Consider the following 17,384-nt stretch of genomic DNA (forward strand, 5'->3'; position numbering starts at 1 on the left):
AAAGGAACTGATGTTAGGGTTTATATGGACAGCAAACCAATCAAAAACGAACAATAATGCTCAAAATAGAATCTTTGGGAGAAGCAGTCCATGCTGCTCGAACTGGCAGGAATTGACAAGCAGGTAGGGGCGGACACTTGGTTGTATCCGCTGAACCTGACATTGCAGGAATCCGCCGTCACCATTCTGCTGGGGGCGACTCGCGCCGGCAAGACCAGCCTGATGCGCATCATGGCCGGGCTGGATACGCCTACGACGGGGCGTGTCCTGGTTGACGGGCAGGATGTGACCGGTGTGCCGGTGCGCCGCCGCAATATCGCCATGGTGTATCAGCAGTTCATCAATTACCCGTCTATGACGGTGGCCGACAATATTGCGTCGCCGCTGCGCTTAAGCGGGCAGCGCGATGTGCTGCCCCGGGTGCGGGAGATCGCGCGCACGCTGCACATCGAAGAATTCCTGGATCGTCTGCCGGCGGAACTGTCAGGCGGCCAGCAGCAGCGGGTCGCTCTGGCCCGCGCGCTGGCCAAAGACGCGCCACTGATGTTGTTGGACGAACCTTTGGTGAATCTGGACTACAAACTGCGCGAAGACCTGCGCGAAGAACTGGGGGATATGTTCTCCCAGGGGCGTTCCACGGTGGTGTACGCCACGACGGAACCGGCCGAGGCCCTGCTGTTGGGCGGATATACAGCTGTACTCGATCGTGGTGAATTGCTGCAGTACGGTCCCACGATCGATGTCTTCCAGCGGCCTAATTCCATGCGGGTGGCCCGGGCCTTCAGCGATCCACCCATGAATTTCATCGAAGCGCGGGCCGATGGCGCCGCCTTGCACTGTCAGGGGATGGGTCCCGTGCCTTTGTCCGGCTCGAATCTGCCGTCCGGCGCTGTGACGCTTGGTCTGCGGGCCGCCGATCTGTCACTGCAGCATCAGGGGGGAGACTGCCTGATCAGCGGGCAGGTCCAGTTGGCGGAAATCTCCGGCTCGGCGACCTATGTGCATGCGCAGACCCCGGTAGGCAATCTGATTGCCCAGGTCCCCGGCGTCAGCCATCACCAGCTGGGTGATGCCATCACACTGCATTTTTCCAGTCGTCAGGCGTATGTGTTTGGTCCTGACGAATCCCTGTTGCGGGCGCCGCAGATGGAGGCTCGCCATGGCTCGTATTGATCTCGATCTGGCCCACAGTTATCAGCGCGTCGTGCGTTCCGATGCGGACTATGCCTTGTTGCCGCTGAAAATCACCTTTGACGATGGCGGGGCCTATGCTTTGCTGGGGCCTTCGGGCTGCGGCAAGACCACCATGCTGAATATCATTTCAGGGTTGGTCACCGCTTCGCACGGCGCCGTGCGTTTCGACGGGGCGGATTGCACGCGGGCCACGCCGCAGCAGCGCAATATTGCTCAGGTGTTTCAGTTCCCCGTGATTTACGACACCATGACGGTGGGTGAAAATCTGGCTTTCCCCTTGCGCAACCGCAAGGTCCCGGCGGCCCAGGTGCGCGAACGCGTAGGGCGCATCGCCGAAATGCTGGATCTCTCATCCGTACTGGATCAGCGGGCTGCCAATCTGGCGGCCGATGCCAAACAGAAAATTTCCCTGGGACGGGGGCTGGTGCGCCCCGACGTATCGGCGGTGCTGTTTGACGAGCCCCTGACCGTGATCGACCCCCATCTGAAATGGGAACTGCGCCGCAAGCTCAAGCAGATCCATCACGAACTGGGCCTGACGTTGATCTATGTGACGCACGATCAGGTCGAGGCCATGACGTTCGCCGATCAGGTGCTGGTCATGGCCCGGGGCCGGGTGGTGCAGCAGGGCACGCCGGCCGAATTGTTCGAACGGCCGCGCCATACGTTTGTCGGGCATTTCATCGGCTCGCCGGGCATGAATCTGCTGCCGGTCGAACGGCGTGCGGACCGGTCTCTGTGGCTGGCCGATCAGGCCCTGGCCGGCGCGGATGCCTTGTCCTTGCCCGATGGGCCGTTGACCCTGGGCATCCGCCCCGAATATCTGCGGGTGCTGCCCGATGCCGCCGCCGGTACGGTGCCGGCTACCGTGCAGCGGGTACGTCATGTGGGCACCAGCCAACTGATCAGCGCCCGGGTGGGCGGCCAGGAACTCAAGGCGCATATCGCGCCGGATGCCGCGGCGCCCGAATCTGGCGCCCAGGTGCATCTGGCCCTGTTGGATCCCCATACTTGCTTCTACCAGAACGAGGAGCTCATCGCATGAGCGCAACCGTCAAACCTGTCAATCAAAAAGCCTGGTGGCTGATCCTGCCAGTCATTCTGTGCGTATCGTTCTCGGCCATCATCCCCTTGATGACGGTGGTGAATTACTCGGTGCAGGACATCCTGGGCCCCAACCAGGTTGTCTTTGTCGGCACGGAATGGTTTGCCAACATCATGCGCGACGAAGACCTGCACGCTGCTTTGTGGCGGCAGCTGATGTTTTCCGGCGCGGTGCTGGCCGTTGAAATCCCCCTGGGCGTGATGCTGGCCTTGTCCATGCCGGCCAAGGGCTGGCGGGCGTCGTCCGTGCTGGTCATCGTGTCTCTGTCTCTGCTGATTCCCTGGAATGTCGTGGGCACCATCTGGCAGATCTTCGGGCGTACCGATATCGGCCTGTTCGGCTGGGCGCTGACGCAGCTGGGCATCAATTACAGCTATGTCGGCAATCCCATGCAGGCCTGGCTGACCGTGCTGCTGATGGATGTCTGGCATTGGACGCCGCTGGTCGCGCTGCTGGCCTACGCCGGTTTGCAGGCCATCCCCGAAGCCTATTACCAGGCTGCCAGCATCGACGGCGCCAGCAAATGGGCGGTGTTCCGCTACATCCAGCTGCCCAAGTTGCGCGGGGTGCTGATGATCGCCGTCCTGCTGCGTTTCATGGATAGTTTCATGATCTATACCGAACCGTTTGTCCTGACGGGCGGCGGGCCGGGCAGCTCCACCACCTTTTTAAGCCAGTACCTGACGCAAAAAGCCATCGGGCAATTTGATATGGGTCCGGCAGCGGCTTTTTCCCTGATTTATTTCCTGATCATCCTGCTGTTCTGCTTCGTCCTCTATAACTGGATGCTCAGGGTCGGCACAGGCTCGACGGAGACCCATCATGACTGAGCGCACTTGGCTGCCTCGCAAACGTACGGTCTTTCTATGGCTGTATCTGTTGTTCGCCCTGATCCCCATCTACTGGATGGTGGTCATGAGCTTCAAGACCAATCAAGGCATTCTGGCCGAATTTTCGATCTTTCCGCGTGAATTCACGCTGGCCAACTACCGCACCATCTTGACGGATCCGTCCTGGTATATGGGTTATGTCAACAGTCTGGCCTACGTCAGCCTGAACATGGTCATGGCGATTGCCGTCGCCTTGCCTGCGGCCTATGCGTTTTCGCGCTATTCCTTCCTGGGCGACAAGCATGTTTTCTTTTGGCTGTTGACCAATCGCATGACGCCGCCGGCGGTCTTTCTGCTGCCCTTCTTTCAGCTGTATTCGACGCTGGGACTGCTGGATACTTATTGGGCGGTCGCACTGGCGCACCTCTTGTTCAATGTGCCCCTGGCGGTCTGGATTCTGGAAGGCTTCATGAGCGGCGTTCCGCGTGAAATCGACGAAACCGCCTATATCGATGGCTATAGTTTTCCGCGGTTCTTCCTGACGATTTTCCTGCCCCTGATCAAGTCCGGGGTCGGAGTGGCGGCGTTCTTCTGCTTCATGTTCAGCTGGGTCGAACTGCTGCTGGCGCGTACGCTCACCAGCGTCGATGCCAAACCGATCGCGGCCATCATGACGCGCACCGTCTCGGCGTCCGGCATGGACTGGGCCACCTTGGCGGCAGCGGGCACGCTGACCATCGTGCCGGGCGCTATCGTCATCTGGTTCGTTCGTCACTACATCGCCAAGGGCTTTGCCATGGGCCGGGTCTAAAGGAAAACACATCATGTTCGATTGGATGGTCTGGACCGTACCGACAGCCGTATTTTTCATCTGCGTCGTGCTGCTGCTGGCTGGCATGACGATCTGGGAAACCCGTTCGCCTACGGTGTTGCGCAAAGGTTTTCTGCCAATGAAGACTACCCGTGGGGATCGTCTGTTCATTGGCCTGTTGATCGCGGCGTATATCAATCTCGGTTTTCTGGGCTTGGGCGAACAATTCGTGGATTGGTTCGCCCTGCAGGCGGAACCCTCGGTCTGGATCAGCTTCGTGCTGTCCATGGGGGTGCTGGTGTTCGTCATTCGCAAAGGTTAGGAAGGGCATGCGGTCTGATGTGGATCAGCGCCGCGTCTCAGTGGATCGCCGTACCCCGCGGCGGCGCCATTCAGTAGTACTCGGGGATATCTAAACCAGAGGAGAGCAACATGAGATTTCGCTACACCGCCGTGGCGCTGGCAATCGCCTGCGCCATGGGCAGCCAGGCCGCCTGGGCCGGCATGACCGAGGCCCAGCAATGGATCGATACCGAATTCCAGCCTTCGACGCTGAATAAAGATCAGCAAAAGGCGGAAATGCAGTGGTTCATCGACGCTGCCGCCAAACTCAAGGCGCAGGGCGTCAATGAGATTTCCGTGGTGTCCGAAACCCTGACTACCCATGAATACGAATCCAAGGTTCTGGCCAAGGCCTTTGCCGAAATCACCGGCATCAAGGTCACCCATGATCTGATCCAGGAAGGCGACGTCGTTGAAAAACTGCAGACCTCGATGCTGTCGGGCAAATCCATCTATGACGGCTGGATTTCGGATTCCGACCTGATCGGCATGCACTATCGCTACGGCGAGGTCCTGTCCTTGACGGATTACATGAAAGGCGCGGGCAAGGAATACACTAACCCCGGGCTGGACCTGAAGGACTTCATCGGTACCTCCTTCACTACGGCGCCTGACGGCCAGATGTATCAGCTGCCGGATCAGCAGTTCGCCAACCTGTACTGGTTCCGCTACGATCTGTTCAATCGCCCCGACCTGAAGGAAAAATTCAAGGCCAAATACGGCTATGAACTGGGCGTGCCGGTCACCTGGACGGCCTACGAGGACATCGCCAAATTCTTTACCGACGATATCAAGACCCTGGACGGCAAACCCATCTATGGACACATGGATTACGGCAAGAAAGATCCGTCCCTGGGGTGGCGCTTTACAGACGCCTGGCTGTCGATGGCAGGTTCCGCCGACAAGGGCAGCCCGAACGGCCTGCCCGTCGACGAATGGGGCATTCGGGTCGCGGATGACAATTGCACGCCCGTTGGCGCCTCTGTCGAGCGGGGCGGGGCGACCAACTCGCCTGCAGCCGTCTACGCCTTGACCAAATATATCGACTGGATGAAGAAATATGCGCCGCCGGTGGCGCAGGGCATGACCTTCTCCGAATCCGGTCCTGTGCCGGCGCAAGGCGAAATCGCTCAGCAGATCTTCTGGTACACCGCGTTTACGGCGGACATGACCAAGGCCGGCTTGCCGGTGGTCAATGCGGACGGCACGCCGAAATGGCGCATGGCCCCGGCGCCGCATGGTCCCTACTGGAAGGAAGGCATGCAAAACGGCTACCAGGATGTGGGCTCGTGGACCTTCTTCAAGAACCATGATGCCAACAAAGTTGCTGCCGCCTGGCTGTATGCCCAGTTCGTCACATCCAAGACCACGTCTCTGAAGAAGTCCATTACGGGTCTGACCTTCATTCGTGACAGCGACATCCACAGCGATTACTTCACGCAAAATGCCAACAAGTATGGCGGGCTGATCGAGTTCTATCGCAGTCCTGCCCGAGTGGCTTGGACCCCGACCGGTACCAACGTGCCTGACTATCCGAAGCTGGCTCAGCTCTGGTGGCGCAGTATTTCCGAGGCCATCGCCGGAGAAAAAACACCTCAGCAGGCGATGGATGGTCTGGCCACCGACATGGAAAAGGTCATGGCCCGTCTGGAACGCGCCGGCATGAAGCGGTGCGCGCCCAAGCTCAACCCCAAGAGCGATCCTTCCAAGTGGCTCAGCGATGAACACGCCCCCTGGAAGAAACTCGCCAATGAAAACCCGAAACCGGAAACGGTCTCTTATGATTCCCTGTTGCAGGCCTGGAAGGAAGGTCGCGTCAACTAAGTCTTAATGGTGTCAACACGATGTCTCAACCCGCTGACCTGTCGCCGGCCCTGACTGATCGGGCTCAATTGCTGCACTCCCTCGATGCCTTGCACGAGGTGGACCTGATCGTGATCGGGGGCGGCGCCAGCGGGCTGGGGGTCGCTTTGGATGCCCGGTTGCGGGGCCTGTCGGTCCTGCTGCTGGAATCCCATGATTTTGCAGGCGGCACCTCGTCGCGCGCCACTAAACTGGTGCACGGCGGGGTCCGTTATCTGGCTCAGGGCAATATCAGCCTGGTGCGCGAAGCCTTGCACGAAAGGCGCGCCCTGCTGAATAATGCGCCGCATCTGGCGCAACCGCTGGCGTTCATCATGCCAGCCTACCGGCCTTGGGAACTGCCGTTCTATGGCATCGGCTTGAAAGCCTACGATACCTTGGCCGGCGCTGCCAGCCTGGGCAAGACCCGGTGGTTGGGGCGCGCCAGCACGCTTCAGGAATTGCCTGGGGTCAATGGCGACCATCTGTATGGCGGCGTCAAATATTGGGACGGCCAGTTCGATGATGCGCGTCTGGCTTTGACATTGGCGCGGACCGCGGCCGCCCAAGGCGCTCTGGTGCTGAACTACTGCCCCGTGGTCGATATCCTGCACGAAGAAGGGCGGGTCTGCGGCGTGCGCTGGCAAGATGCCCTGGCCTCCGATGAGGCTCCCCGCTCCGGTCAGGTGCGGGCGCGGTGTGTCGTCAATGCCACGGGTGTCTGGGTGGACGAAGTCCGCCATCTGGATGATGCCGCCCGGGGGCAGGCGATGCGTCCCATGGTGGCGCCCAGCCAGGGAGTCCACCTGGTGGTGGATCGCTCTTTTCTGCCATCCGATCATGCGCTGCTGGTACCCCATACGCGCGATGGGCGGGTATTGTTTGCCGTGCCCTGGTTGGGGCACGTGATCCTGGGTACGACGGACACCCCTCGCGACAAGGTCGAACGCGAACCTCACGCCTTGGCCGACGAGGCGGCTTTTATCTTGAATGAATCCGCCCATGTGCTGGCGCGCGCCCCCAAGGCCGCCGACGTCCTCAGCGTCTGGGTGGGCCTGCGGCCCCTGGTGCGTCCGGATGACCAGGATGGCGGCAATACCAAGTCCATCAGCCGCGAACATACCGTGCGCATCAGTCCTTCCGGCATGGTGACGGTGACGGGCGGTAAATGGACGACCTACCGGTCCATGGCCGAAGACGTGCTGCATCAGTGTGTGCAGGCGGGCCGCCTGGACCCCTTGCCGCCGTGCCGCACGGCCCGCTTCCCGCTGGTGGGGGCGCCTGCCCCGGATCAGGCGGCCACGCGCCTCAGCGTCCTGCCCGGGCTGCAGGGGTACGGCACCGAAGCTGCTGCCGTTCAGGCGCTGCCCGGCGCCGGTAATGTCCTGGGGATGGGGTTGACCGAGGCCATGGTGCGCTATGCCGCACGCTATGAATATGCCCGTTGTGTCGAAGATGTGTTGGCTAGGCGCCACAGAATGCTGTTCTTGGATGCCGCGCTGGCCTGCCGGGTCGCCCCTACGGTATCGTCGATCTTGCAGGACGAAATCGGCACAGAAGGCCGCCTGGACGGCTTTTTGGCCCTGGCGGAGCAATACCGGCAAGTGCCGGTTTGAATATCCCGGCCAGACCTCAATATTTATTATAATTTAAATTTTTAGAAACAATTATAATTCCCTTAAGCGGATGAGTAAGGGCAAATCGCCCGCTAATTGAGGCTATACTCTTACTGTCCATGTCAAATGTGCATGGAATTGTTTCTTTGATGTCTGAATTTGATTCTTGTAGCAGCCTGAAACGTGACAAATATCTTCTGGCGGGCTGGTTAAAGCCGAAAGACCATGTTCCGGATCTGCTGTATCAAGAACAGCCATTGCCAAAAGGGATCCCATGTCCGATATTGATTCTGCGTTGTTAGATGACATTCGCGAGGTCAATCTTTCCTACCTGATGCTGGCGCAGCGCCTGTTGCGTGAAAATCCAGCCGCCGGCATGTTCCGGCTAGGGTTCGGTGCTGACGTTGCGGAAATCATCCTGAACCTGTCTCCCGCACAGATCGTCAAATTGGCCAGCTCGAATTCCGTGCTCTGCGCCTTCCGGCTGAACGATGCCCAGTTGCTCAATTCCCTGACCCACGAAGTCCTGGGGGGCGTGCTGCAACAGGCGCACTCCACTATCTTGATGAGCCGTCAGGAAGCCGTGTCTGCTTGATCCATGACCAGTAAAAGTGTCTCGCGCGAAGCCGACGACATCCTGCTGGCCACCGATATGATCCGCCTGGGCGCCCGTTTACAGGTGCTGCAGGCGGAAACATCGCTCAGCTATGATCGCTTGGCTCGCCTCTACCGCGAGGTCAGGGGCGCCTCACCCCCAAAGGGCATGTTGCCGTTTTCGGTCGATTGGTTCATGACCTGGCTGCCTAATATCCATTCCAGTCTGTTTTACAACATCTACCGCTATCTGGATACCTTCACGCCGGCTAAAAAGTCGTATGCGCTGGTTCAGGCCTATCGCCTGTATCTGGAACAGTCCGAGGCAGGGCTGCATCCTGGCGGGTCGCCGGCCGAACCTGTGCTCAGCTTTACACGGGCCTGGATGTTGGTGCGTTTTTTTGAAAGCGGTCTGGTGCAGCTGTCCTGTTGCCAGCAGTGCCATGGCCAGTTTGTGGCGCACGCCCATGATCCGGAATCCGCTTTCGTGTGCGCCATTTGCAAGCCGCCCCCCCGGGCGGGCAAGACCCGTGCGCGGCGCAAGGCTCATGCCTCCACCACTGCATGATCGGCGCCAGATACCGGATTTGTGGACAAAAAGACCTGTTGAACCATGCTTTTAAAAGCATGAAAACAGGCGAACATTGACAGCATTCTGACGACTAACAAGGCGCGCGCACGTGTTTATTCTTCTGGGGTATCTGATCGTCACGATCGGGGTGTTTGCCAGCTTCATCGGAGTAGGCGGACATCTGGGGGCTTTGTACCAGCCTTTCGAATTCCTGCTGATCGGCGGTTGCGCGCTGGGCGCCTATGTGGGCGGCAGCAATGGCGCCTCGATCAAGCTGCTCCTCGAGGCTATCCCCAAGGCTCTCAAGCGCAATCCTTACGGCAAGCCGCTGTATATGGAATTGCTGGCCTTGTTGTATACCTTGCTGACCAAAGCCCGGCGCGACGGGCTGATGTCTATTGAGTCGGACATCGAAGACCCCAAGGCCAGCGCCATTTTTGCGCAGTACCCTCAGGTTCAGAAAGACGCCAAATTGATGGAATTTCTGACTGATTACCTGCGCATCATGATCAGCGGCAACATGAATCCCTTTGAAATCGAAACCCTGATGGATCAGGAAATCGAGGCGTTGCACAGCGAACACAACACCCCGATCAATGCCGTCCGGGCGGTGGCCGACAGCCTGCCGGCTTTCGGGATTGTGGCCGCGGTGCTGGGGGTGGTGCATGCGCTGGCCTCGGTCGATCAGCCACCGGCCGTGCTGGCCGATCTGATTGCCAAGGCCATGGTTGGCACCTTCCTGGGGATCTTGTTGTCCTACGGCTTTGCCGCGCCATTTGCCTCGGCGGTCGAGCGCCAATCGGTGGCCGCCATCAAGGTCCTGGAATGCATCAAGGTCACATTGCTGGCCAGCATGAATGGTTATCCGCCGCCGCTGGCGGTGGAATTCGGCCGCAAGGTCTTGTTCTCGACAGTGCGGCCCACGTTTGCCGAACTGGAAGCCCACGTCCGGCAGGCCAAAAGCCAGGCCGCCAAATAAAGATAAGGGACAAGAGGTATGGCTAAGCAGGATACCGGCCGGGTCGTCGTTCGCCGTAAGCGTGCTTACGGCGAAGGGCATCACGGTGGTAGCTGGAAAATCGCCTACGCTGACTTCATGACGGCGATGATGGCGTTTTTTCTGGTTATGTGGCTGTTGCTGCTGGTGCCGAAAACAGAACTCGAAGGCATTGCCGAATATTTCCGCATGCCGCTGATCACCGCCGTCACGGGCGGCCCCAAGGTCGACAACAGCAGGTCGGTGATTCCCGGGGGCGAACCCAGCATCATCCCCAATCCGAACCCGGCGCCACCCCAGTCGCCCTCAATGGACCAGCAAGAGCAGCAAGACCAGCTGGATCAGGAAAGCCTCGAAAATCTGAAGCAACAGCTGGAAAACCTGATTGAAAATAATCCGGTGCTCAAGCAGTTCCGGCCGCAGCTGCTGTTGGATATGACGCCTGATGGTTTGCGCATCCAGATTCTGGATCAGCAGAATCGTCCGATGTTCGCCACGGGCAGCGCCCGGGTTCAGCCCTATATGCGCGATATTCTGCGCGAACTGGCCCTGCCGATCAGCCAGCTGCCCAACTCGATCACGATATCCGGGCATACGGATGCAACGCAGTATGCGTCCGGCGATCGCAGCTACAGCAACTGGGAATTATCCGCAGACCGGGCCAATTCCGCCCGCCGTGAACTGGTGGCAGGCGGTTTGATCGAAAAAAAGGTCAAGCGCATTCTGGGCCTTGGGGATACCGTCAATCTGATTCAGGATGATCCCATGGCGGCGGTCAATCGTCGTATCAGTGTCCTGGTATTGAACCGTCGGGCGGAGCGGCGCATCGACCTCCAGAACGCTGCCGGCACGACTGGAAAGCAGATCCATTTGCTGCTGGAAGAGCTGAGTCATCCGGGGCGGGCGGGCAGTCCTGTTTCGGTGGTGTCTCCTGCCGTGTTCAGGCGCCTGCAGCGACAGGCAACGGTGTTTCCGGCATCAATGGCGGTACAGCGGGTGTGACCACGCCTTCCACCTCGGCAGCAACACCTGCCGAGGCCTTATCGCAAACAGGCTCGATGCAGCCTGAGGCAAACCAACCATCCGGCGCGCCGGCGGCAGTATCCGCCCCGGCGGCCAGCAATTAAGGCGAGGGTAATCATGAGCGCAGGTGTGGACCTCAGCGAATTCTACGATACGTTTTTTGACGAGGCCGACGAGTTGTTGGCCAATATGGAACAATTGCTGTTGAACCTGGATCTGGCAAATCCGGATTCGGATGAATTGAACGGTATTTTCCGGGCGGCGCATTCCATCAAAGGTGGCGCCGGCACTTTCGGGTGCTTCGAAGAACTCGCCAAAACGACCCATCTACTGGAAAACCTCCTGGACCTGATCCGTCATGGTGAAATACCCTTGCGTCAGGATATGATCGACCTATTTCTGGAAACCAAGGACGTGTTGACTGATCAAGTCGCCGCGTATCGCGGCGCGGAAAAACCCGACCAGCAAGTCTACGAACGCATCTGCGCTCAGTTGCGCCAGTTGGCCCTGGAACATCAGCCTGGCAGCCAGGCGGCAGCGCCTGCAGCGGCGCCGGTTGCTCCGGCCCCTAGCGCGCCGCCGGTTGCGGCGGCAGCCGGCGGCGGAGCGCTGCCGGTACGGGTGCGGATCAACAGCATTCAGGACAAGGACGTAGATCCCTTGTGCAACGAGATGGCGCTGATGGGCGCCATCCTGCACCGTGTTCACCAGGACGGCAATCTGACGCTTTGGTTGCAGAGCACCACGTCCACGGCTGATCTCGAAGCCGTCTGCTGCTTTATCGTCAATGCTGATCAGGTGGATGTCACCCACGAAGCCCTGCCGACAGAGTCCGCGCCGGCAGTGGGTGGCATGTCAGCGCCGGTCTCTGCGGCCAGCGCCGGCCAGGAACCTGCACACACCGAATCTGCTGCTGCAGAATCCGCCAGCGATGCCGAGACATCCCATCCCGCTGCGTCGAGCGATCATCCTGCGGACGGCGGCGATAAATCCGCTGCCCACAAGGCCAAAAAAGAAAGCGGCACCATTCGGGTCGGTGTGGAAAAGGTCGACCAGATCATCAATCTGGTGGGCGAGCTGGTGATCACCCAGGCCATGCTGGTCCAGACGGCGCAGTCCCTGGACCCCGTGCTGCATGATCGTCTGCTCAACGGTATCGAACAACTGGATCGCAATGCCCGCGACCTCCAGGAGGCTGTCATGTCCATCCGCATGATGCCTATGGATTATGTCTTCAGCCGCTTCCCCCGGGTGGTGCGTGAAAACGCCCATAAGCTGGGCAAGCAGATCAAGCTGGTCACCAAGGGGCAGGCTACTGAACTGGATAAGAGTCTGATCGAGCGCATCATCGATCCGCTGACCCACCTGGTGCGCAACAGCCTGGATCATGGCATCGAAATGCCCGAAGCCCGCATGGCGCAGGATAAAGATCCCGAAGGCACGCTGATCCTGTCGGCCCAGCATAACGGCGGGCAGATCATCATCGATGTGATCGATGACGGCGCCGGCCTGGATCGCGACCGGATCCTGAAAAAGGCCATCGCCCAGGGCTTCCCGGTATCCGAATCCACGCCGGATGATGAACTGTGGCAGCTGATTTTTGCACCTGGATTTTCCACGGCGGAAAAGGTCACGGATATTTCCGGTCGCGGCGTGGGCATGGACGTCGTGCGCCGTAATATTCAAAGCATGGGCGGGCATGTGCAGCTGTCGTCCCGCAAGGGCCATGGAACGACCACGCGCATCGTGCTGCCGCTGACGCTGGCCATTCTGGATGGCATGTCGGTCAAGGTCGGCGAGGAAACCTTCATTCTGCCGCTGTCTCACGTCACTGAGTCCATGCAGGCCAGCGTCGAACAGATTCATCGGATCTCCGATACCGAGCAGATGCTGCATGTGCGCGGTGAATATTTGCCCGTCGTGGCCTTGCACGAGATCTTCAATGTCGGGAATGCAGAGACTGACCTGACCAAGGCTATTGCCGTGATCCTGCAGGCGGAAGACCAGCGCTTCGCCCTGATGGTGGATCATCTGATCGGCCAGCATCAGGTCGTCGTCAAGAATCTGGAAACCAATTATCGCAAGGTGCCGGGGATTTCCGCCGCCACTATTCTGGGTGATGGCAGCGTTGCACTGATCGTGGACGTCTTTGCGCTGCGCCGCACGACCGCTATGCGTTCGTCGTCGGCAGCGGCTTGATCCCATTTTTCTCGCTTCTGGAGCCACCATGAATCTTACCGACGCCAAACAGGATCAGGCCGAAACCCAAGGCAAGGAATTCCTGATCTTTACGCTGGCTAGCCAGGAATATGGCATCGATATCCTGAAAGTACAGGAAATTCGAGGCTATGACAGCCAGACCGTGACGCGCATCGCCAACGTCCCATCTTTCGTCAAGGGCGTGACCAATCTGCGCGGGGTGATTGTGCCGATCATCGATCTGCGCATGAAATTCAATATGGACAATGTGGAATACACCGCACAGACTGTGGTGGTGATCCTCAATGTCAGTTCCCGCATCGTCGGCGTTGTGGTCGATGGGGTGTCGGATGTGCTGATCCTGCAGACGTCGCAGATCAGCTCGGCGCCGCAGTTCGGCTCGGCCTTTTCCACTGAACATCTGACCGGCATCGGCACGATCGGTGATCGCATGTTGATTCTGGTAGACATTGAAAAGCTCATGACCAGCGAAGAAATGGCGCTGGTTGAAAGCGCGGCGGCCTGACTCGGGTAGTCGCTTGTATTGTGACAGACACATTCATGCTCACGAGGTTTTGATTCATGCAGGCAGGTCAGAAGCGTCTTTTCAGTGCGCTGAAAGTCCGCACCAGTCTGGTTCTGGTGCTTGTTTTTTTCTTCATCATGTTGATTTCAGGCGCCCTCCTGGGGGTCTTGTCCCTGAAAATGAACAATGATGCGCTCAAGCGTATCGCCAGTGAACAGGAAACAGTTTCCCTGTTGGATGACGCGGTTTATCAGTATGAAAACGTGCAGGCGCTGATGGGGCGCGCTCTGGCCAGTATTGTCGTCAATAGCGATCTGACCAATAGCGCCATCCTGTCCAACTGGAGCGCGGACGGCGAAAGCGATGCGGCGGTGCTCAGCGACGAGACTCGCTCCCTGATTATGCAGGCGGAAGCCGTGCTGGAACGTGCTCGCCAGTCCATGGAGCGCTTTCGCCAAGCGGCGGCGCAGTTTCTGCCGACCGATAGCGGTGCGGATCAAATCAGCCTGCTTTACACCGACCTGGTCCATGAGGCCTTGCCTGCTGTGCTGGCGCACCTGAAGACCGGGCATATCGATGAATATGAAAAATTGCAGAAAAGCCGAGTCGACCCTGCAGAGGAAAAACTCAATCAGGCGTATCTGATTTTGAAGCAGCACGAGACCGAATTGATCCGCCAAGCGGTGGTGGTTGAAGACGAGCACCTGACATGGGTGGTTGCCGTCGTCGGGGTGTCGATGTTCGTGGCGCTGCTGTTTGCCGTGATGGCTTATCTGTTTCTGCAGCGCATCGTTCTGCGCCCCTTGCGCCTTGCCGGCGAACATTTTGACCGTATTGCCGCCGGCGACCTGACCGCGACGATTCAAGTGCCGTCGCGCAACGAAATTGGTGTGCTGTACCTGTCCATGCAGCGCATGCAGGAAGGGCTGGTGCGCATGGTCGCCCAGGTGCGCAGCGGCGTGGGCGAAATCACCTTGGGTTCGCAGGAAATCTTTGCCGGCAATACGGATCTCAGCAGCCGGACCGAGCAGCAGGCGGCGTCGCTGCAGCAGACAGCGGCCAGCATGGAACAGCTGGCCAGCACGGTGCGCCAGAATTCCGACAATGCCGGACAGGCCGATCAGCTGGCAAAAAGTGCTGCTGATGTGGCTCAGCGGGGCGGGGCGGCTGTGTCCAGCGTGGCCGAGACCATGACGGGCATCACCGACAGTTCCGGCAAGATCGCCGACATCGTCAATGTGATCGATGGTATTGCTTTCCAGACCAACATCCTGGCACTGAATGCCGCCGTCGAGGCCGCCCGTGCCGGTGAACAGGGCAAGGGCTTCGCCGTTGTTGCTGGCGAAGTCCGGTCTCTGGCTCAGCGCAGCGCTCAGGCCGCCCGGGAAATCAAGGGTCTGATCGAAGACTCCGTCGAGCGCATCCGTGAAGGCTCGGAGCGGGTTCAGGATGCCGGTCGTATCATGGGGGATATTGTCCAGTCCGTGCAGGGAGTGACGGCCATCATGAATGAAATTTCCTCCGCATCGCGCGAACAGGCGGATGGTATCAATCAGATCAATGCTGCAGTGACCGATATGGATCAGGTAGTGCAGCAAAACGCGGCCCTGGTTCAGGAAGCCGCCAGCGCCGCTGGGTCTTTGCAGGATCAGGCGGAACATCTCAGTGCAGCGGTGTCGGTTTTCCGCATCCAGGAAGGCGGTCCAGTGATCGACGTCCAGGGCGGGCAGTTGGCTTATACCCCTTCGGCAGGCCGTCCACCGCTGGCGCTGGGGCAGGTCTAACCTCGAGTCCCAGACATGATTCATGATGCCGCATCCGTTTCCTACTTCTCGCAACCGGCCTTGCCCAAGGCCGATGCGCAGGATCTTGGGCGGGTCGTCGACGTGCTGCACAAACGGGCGGGCATCCTGCTGGGGGAGCACAAAAAGGACATGGCGGCCCGTACGCTGGGCTTGCGAGCGCACCATGCAGGCATGAACTCGGTGCGCGATTACCTGAACCATCTGGAACAACACCCCCAGTCCGAGGAGTGGGATCGTTTCGTCAGCGCCTTTACCATCAATCACACGGCATTTTTCCGTGAACAGCACCACTTCCAGATTCTGGCTGATTTCGTGCGTACCCGCCGCAAGCCTATTTCCATCTGGTGCTGTGCCTCGTCTACTGGCGAAGAGCCTTACACCCTGGCCATGACTTTGCATGATGCCTGTGGCCAGTCCGATGCCGGTATTTCCGTGCTGGCGACCGACATCGACCTGCAGGTGCTGGCGCAGGCGCGCAAGGGCGTTTATACGCTGGATCGCATCAAGCCCATTCCCCCTGAGTTCCTGCGCCGCTACTTCTTGCGTGGTACGGGCAGGCAATCGGGCATGGCGATGGTCAAGCCGGTGATTCGCAATCTCGTGACATTCGAAGAGTTGAATCTGGTGTCGCCCAGCTGGCCGATCAATCAGAAATTTGACGCAATCTTCTGCCGCAATACGATGATTTATTTTGACAAACCCACCCAGACCAGAATTCTGGAACGCTTCGTGCCTTTGCTCAAGCCGGGCGGGTTGATGTTTGCAGGGCATTCCGAAAACTTTACGTATTTGACGAAATCCCTGCGCCTGCAGGGGCAGACGGTCTATGCCCTTGCCTGATATTGGGAACATTTGCTGAGATGGCTGAATCGAAAAAAATACGCGTCCTGTGTGTGGACGACTCGGCGCTGGTGCGCAGCCTGATGACGGAAATCATCAATGCGCAGCCTGACCTGGAAGTCGTGGCGACGGCGCCTGACCCCCTGATCGCTCGCGACCTGATCAAGCAACACAACCCCGACGTGCTGACGCTGGACGTTGAAATGCCGCGCATGGACGGCCTGGATTTTCTTGAAAGGCTGATGCGTCTGCGCCCCATGCCGGTGGTCATGGTGTCATCCCTGACCGAGCGTAATTCCGAAGTCACCCTGAAAGCCTTGGAATTGGGCGCTGTCGATTTCGTTACCAAGCCCAAGCTCGGCCTGCGCGATGGCTTGCTCGATTACGGCGACATGATCGCTGACAAGATCCGTGCCGCTGCACATGCGCGTTTGCGTCCGCGTCCCGCGCATGCTGCCGACACTCCGGTGCGTCCGCGTCTGGCCGGTAATTTTTCCACGACGGAAAAACTCATCATGATCGGCTCCTCCACCGGGGGAACCGAGGCCATCCGCCACGTGCTTGAGCCTTTGCCAGCCAACAGCCCGGCCATCATGATCACGCAGCACATGCCGGCGGGCTTCACCAAATCTTTTGTCCAGCGCCTGGATGGTCTGTGCGCCGTCCATGTGCACGAAGCCGAAGACGGGCAGCGAGTGTTGCCAGGGCACGTCTATTTGGCGCCAGGCGGGGTCGCTCATATGAAATTGGCCCGTTCCGGGGCCAATTATGTGGTCAAGCTCGAATACACTGACCCCGTCAATCGCCACCGTCCTTCTGTGGACGTGCTGTTCCACTCGGCGGCGCAGGTGGCGGGGAAAAATGCGGTGGGTGTCATCCTGACCGGTATGGGCAAGGACGGCGCTCAGGGACTGCTGGCCATGCGCCAGGCTGGGGCGCGCACGTTCGCCCAGGACGAGGCCAGCTGCGTCGTGTTCGGCATGCCCCGCGAAGCCTTGCTGATCGGGGCCGCCGAAGAAGCCGTCCCCTTGGATGACATCAGCGAACTGATTTTGAAAAGTGCGGGTGCCTACGGGCACCGTGTGTGAA

The 17,384-nt window shown here is 59.2% G+C and carries 16 protein-coding genes; all 16 read left to right on the forward strand.

Annotated elements, in window-relative coordinates; genetic code table 11:
- Positions 1–90: 90 nt before the first annotated feature.
- Positions 91–1,173 carry an ABC transporter ATP-binding protein gene (locus VDP79_RS08905; protein WP_323017857.1) on the forward strand — a complete coding sequence of 361 codons (1,083 nt, stop codon included), beginning with the start codon at positions 91–93 and terminating at the stop codon, positions 1,171–1,173.
- A complete protein-coding gene (locus VDP79_RS08910) occupies positions 1,160–2,239 on the forward strand; it encodes an ABC transporter ATP-binding protein (protein ID WP_323017858.1) in 1,080 nt (359 codons plus the stop codon). Before VDP79_RS08905 ends, VDP79_RS08910 begins: the two co-directional genes overlap by 14 nt.
- Positions 2,236–3,129 (forward strand): sugar ABC transporter permease, encoded by an 894-nt coding sequence (locus VDP79_RS08915; protein ID WP_323017859.1) that lies wholly within the window; start codon positions 2,236–2,238, stop codon positions 3,127–3,129. The genes VDP79_RS08910 and VDP79_RS08915 overlap by 4 nt, the downstream gene beginning before the upstream one ends.
- Complete coding sequence (locus tag VDP79_RS08920) at positions 3,122–3,940, forward strand: carbohydrate ABC transporter permease (protein ID WP_323017860.1); 819 nt, start codon at positions 3,122–3,124, stop codon at positions 3,938–3,940. Before VDP79_RS08915 ends, VDP79_RS08920 begins: the two co-directional genes overlap by 8 nt.
- Positions 3,941–3,953: 13 nt before the next feature.
- Positions 3,954–4,262, forward strand: coding sequence for a DUF2160 domain-containing protein (locus VDP79_RS08925; protein ID WP_323017861.1), 309 nt, complete (start codon positions 3,954–3,956; stop codon positions 4,260–4,262).
- A gap of 110 nt (positions 4,263–4,372) precedes the next feature.
- Positions 4,373–6,106, forward strand: coding sequence for an ABC transporter substrate-binding protein (locus tag VDP79_RS08930; RefSeq protein ID WP_323017862.1), 1,734 nt, complete (start codon positions 4,373–4,375; stop codon positions 6,104–6,106).
- Between the two features lie 20 nt (positions 6,107–6,126).
- Entirely contained in the window at positions 6,127–7,740 is a 1,614-nt protein-coding gene (locus VDP79_RS08935; RefSeq protein ID WP_323017863.1) for a glycerol-3-phosphate dehydrogenase/oxidase, read from the forward strand.
- 274 nt (positions 7,741–8,014) lie between these two features.
- Positions 8,015–8,335 carry a flagellar transcriptional regulator FlhD gene (gene flhD / locus VDP79_RS08940; protein ID WP_323017864.1) on the forward strand — a complete coding sequence of 107 codons (321 nt, stop codon included), beginning with the start codon at positions 8,015–8,017 and terminating at the stop codon, positions 8,333–8,335.
- Positions 8,336–8,338: 3 nt separating this feature from the next.
- Positions 8,339–8,902 (forward strand): flagellar transcriptional regulator FlhC, encoded by a 564-nt coding sequence (gene flhC, locus VDP79_RS08945; protein WP_323017865.1) that lies wholly within the window; start codon positions 8,339–8,341, stop codon positions 8,900–8,902.
- Between the two features lie 112 nt (positions 8,903–9,014).
- Complete coding sequence (motA, locus tag VDP79_RS08950) at positions 9,015–9,884, forward strand: flagellar motor stator protein MotA (RefSeq protein ID WP_323017866.1); 870 nt, start codon at positions 9,015–9,017, stop codon at positions 9,882–9,884.
- Positions 9,885–9,902: 18 nt separating this feature from the next.
- Positions 9,903–10,904 (forward strand): flagellar motor protein MotB, encoded by a 1,002-nt coding sequence (gene motB / locus VDP79_RS08955; protein ID WP_323017867.1) that lies wholly within the window; start codon positions 9,903–9,905, stop codon positions 10,902–10,904.
- 138 nt (positions 10,905–11,042) lie between these two features.
- Complete coding sequence (cheA, locus tag VDP79_RS08960) at positions 11,043–13,124, forward strand: chemotaxis protein CheA (RefSeq protein ID WP_323017868.1); 2,082 nt, start codon at positions 11,043–11,045, stop codon at positions 13,122–13,124.
- A 28-nt stretch (positions 13,125–13,152) separates the two neighbouring features.
- On the forward strand, positions 13,153–13,650 hold the full coding sequence (locus VDP79_RS08965; protein ID WP_323017869.1) for a chemotaxis protein CheW: 498 nt from the start codon (positions 13,153–13,155) through the stop codon (positions 13,648–13,650).
- 56 nt (positions 13,651–13,706) lie between these two features.
- A complete protein-coding gene (locus tag VDP79_RS08970; RefSeq protein WP_323017870.1) occupies positions 13,707–15,434 on the forward strand; it encodes a methyl-accepting chemotaxis protein in 1,728 nt (575 codons plus the stop codon).
- 15 nt (positions 15,435–15,449) lie between these two features.
- Positions 15,450–16,295 carry a CheR family methyltransferase gene (locus tag VDP79_RS08975; RefSeq protein ID WP_323017871.1) on the forward strand — a complete coding sequence of 282 codons (846 nt, stop codon included), beginning with the start codon at positions 15,450–15,452 and terminating at the stop codon, positions 16,293–16,295.
- A 20-nt stretch (positions 16,296–16,315) separates the two neighbouring features.
- Positions 16,316–17,383: a chemotaxis response regulator protein-glutamate methylesterase gene (locus tag VDP79_RS08980; RefSeq protein ID WP_323017872.1), complete on the forward strand. Its 1,068-nt coding sequence runs from the start codon at positions 16,316–16,318 to the stop codon at positions 17,381–17,383.
- The last annotated feature ends 1 nt before the right edge of the window (position 17,384 follow it).

Origin of the sequence: Castellaniella sp., from assembly GCF_034675905.1 — a bacterium.
Taxonomy (GTDB): domain Bacteria; phylum Pseudomonadota; class Gammaproteobacteria; order Burkholderiales; family Burkholderiaceae_B; genus Castellaniella.

Coding starts and splice junctions, on each gene's coding strand:
- VDP79_RS08910 (WP_323017858.1), top strand. CDS start 1,160: ATGGCTCGTATTGATCTCGATCTGGCCCACAGTTATCAGCGCGTCGTG.
- VDP79_RS08915 (WP_323017859.1), top strand. CDS start 2,236: ATGAGCGCAACCGTCAAACCTGTCAATCAAAAAGCCTGGTGGCTGATC.
- VDP79_RS08920 (WP_323017860.1), top strand. CDS start 3,122: ATGACTGAGCGCACTTGGCTGCCTCGCAAACGTACGGTCTTTCTATGG.
- VDP79_RS08930 (WP_323017862.1), top strand. CDS start 4,373: ATGAGATTTCGCTACACCGCCGTGGCGCTGGCAATCGCCTGCGCCATG.
- VDP79_RS08975 (WP_323017871.1), top strand. CDS start 15,450: ATGATTCATGATGCCGCATCCGTTTCCTACTTCTCGCAACCGGCCTTG.
- VDP79_RS08980 (WP_323017872.1), top strand. CDS start 16,316: ATGGCTGAATCGAAAAAAATACGCGTCCTGTGTGTGGACGACTCGGCG.
- VDP79_RS08970 (WP_323017870.1), top strand. CDS start 13,707: ATGCAGGCAGGTCAGAAGCGTCTTTTCAGTGCGCTGAAAGTCCGCACC.
- VDP79_RS08925 (WP_323017861.1), top strand. CDS start 3,954: ATGTTCGATTGGATGGTCTGGACCGTACCGACAGCCGTATTTTTCATC.
- VDP79_RS08935 (WP_323017863.1), top strand. CDS start 6,127: ATGTCTCAACCCGCTGACCTGTCGCCGGCCCTGACTGATCGGGCTCAA.
- flhC (WP_323017865.1), top strand. CDS start 8,339: ATGACCAGTAAAAGTGTCTCGCGCGAAGCCGACGACATCCTGCTGGCC.
- cheA (WP_323017868.1), top strand. CDS start 11,043: ATGAGCGCAGGTGTGGACCTCAGCGAATTCTACGATACGTTTTTTGAC.
- motB (WP_323017867.1), top strand. CDS start 9,903: ATGGCTAAGCAGGATACCGGCCGGGTCGTCGTTCGCCGTAAGCGTGCT.
- flhD (WP_323017864.1), top strand. CDS start 8,015: ATGTCCGATATTGATTCTGCGTTGTTAGATGACATTCGCGAGGTCAAT.
- VDP79_RS08965 (WP_323017869.1), top strand. CDS start 13,153: ATGAATCTTACCGACGCCAAACAGGATCAGGCCGAAACCCAAGGCAAG.
- VDP79_RS08905 (WP_323017857.1), top strand. CDS start 91: ATGCTGCTCGAACTGGCAGGAATTGACAAGCAGGTAGGGGCGGACACT.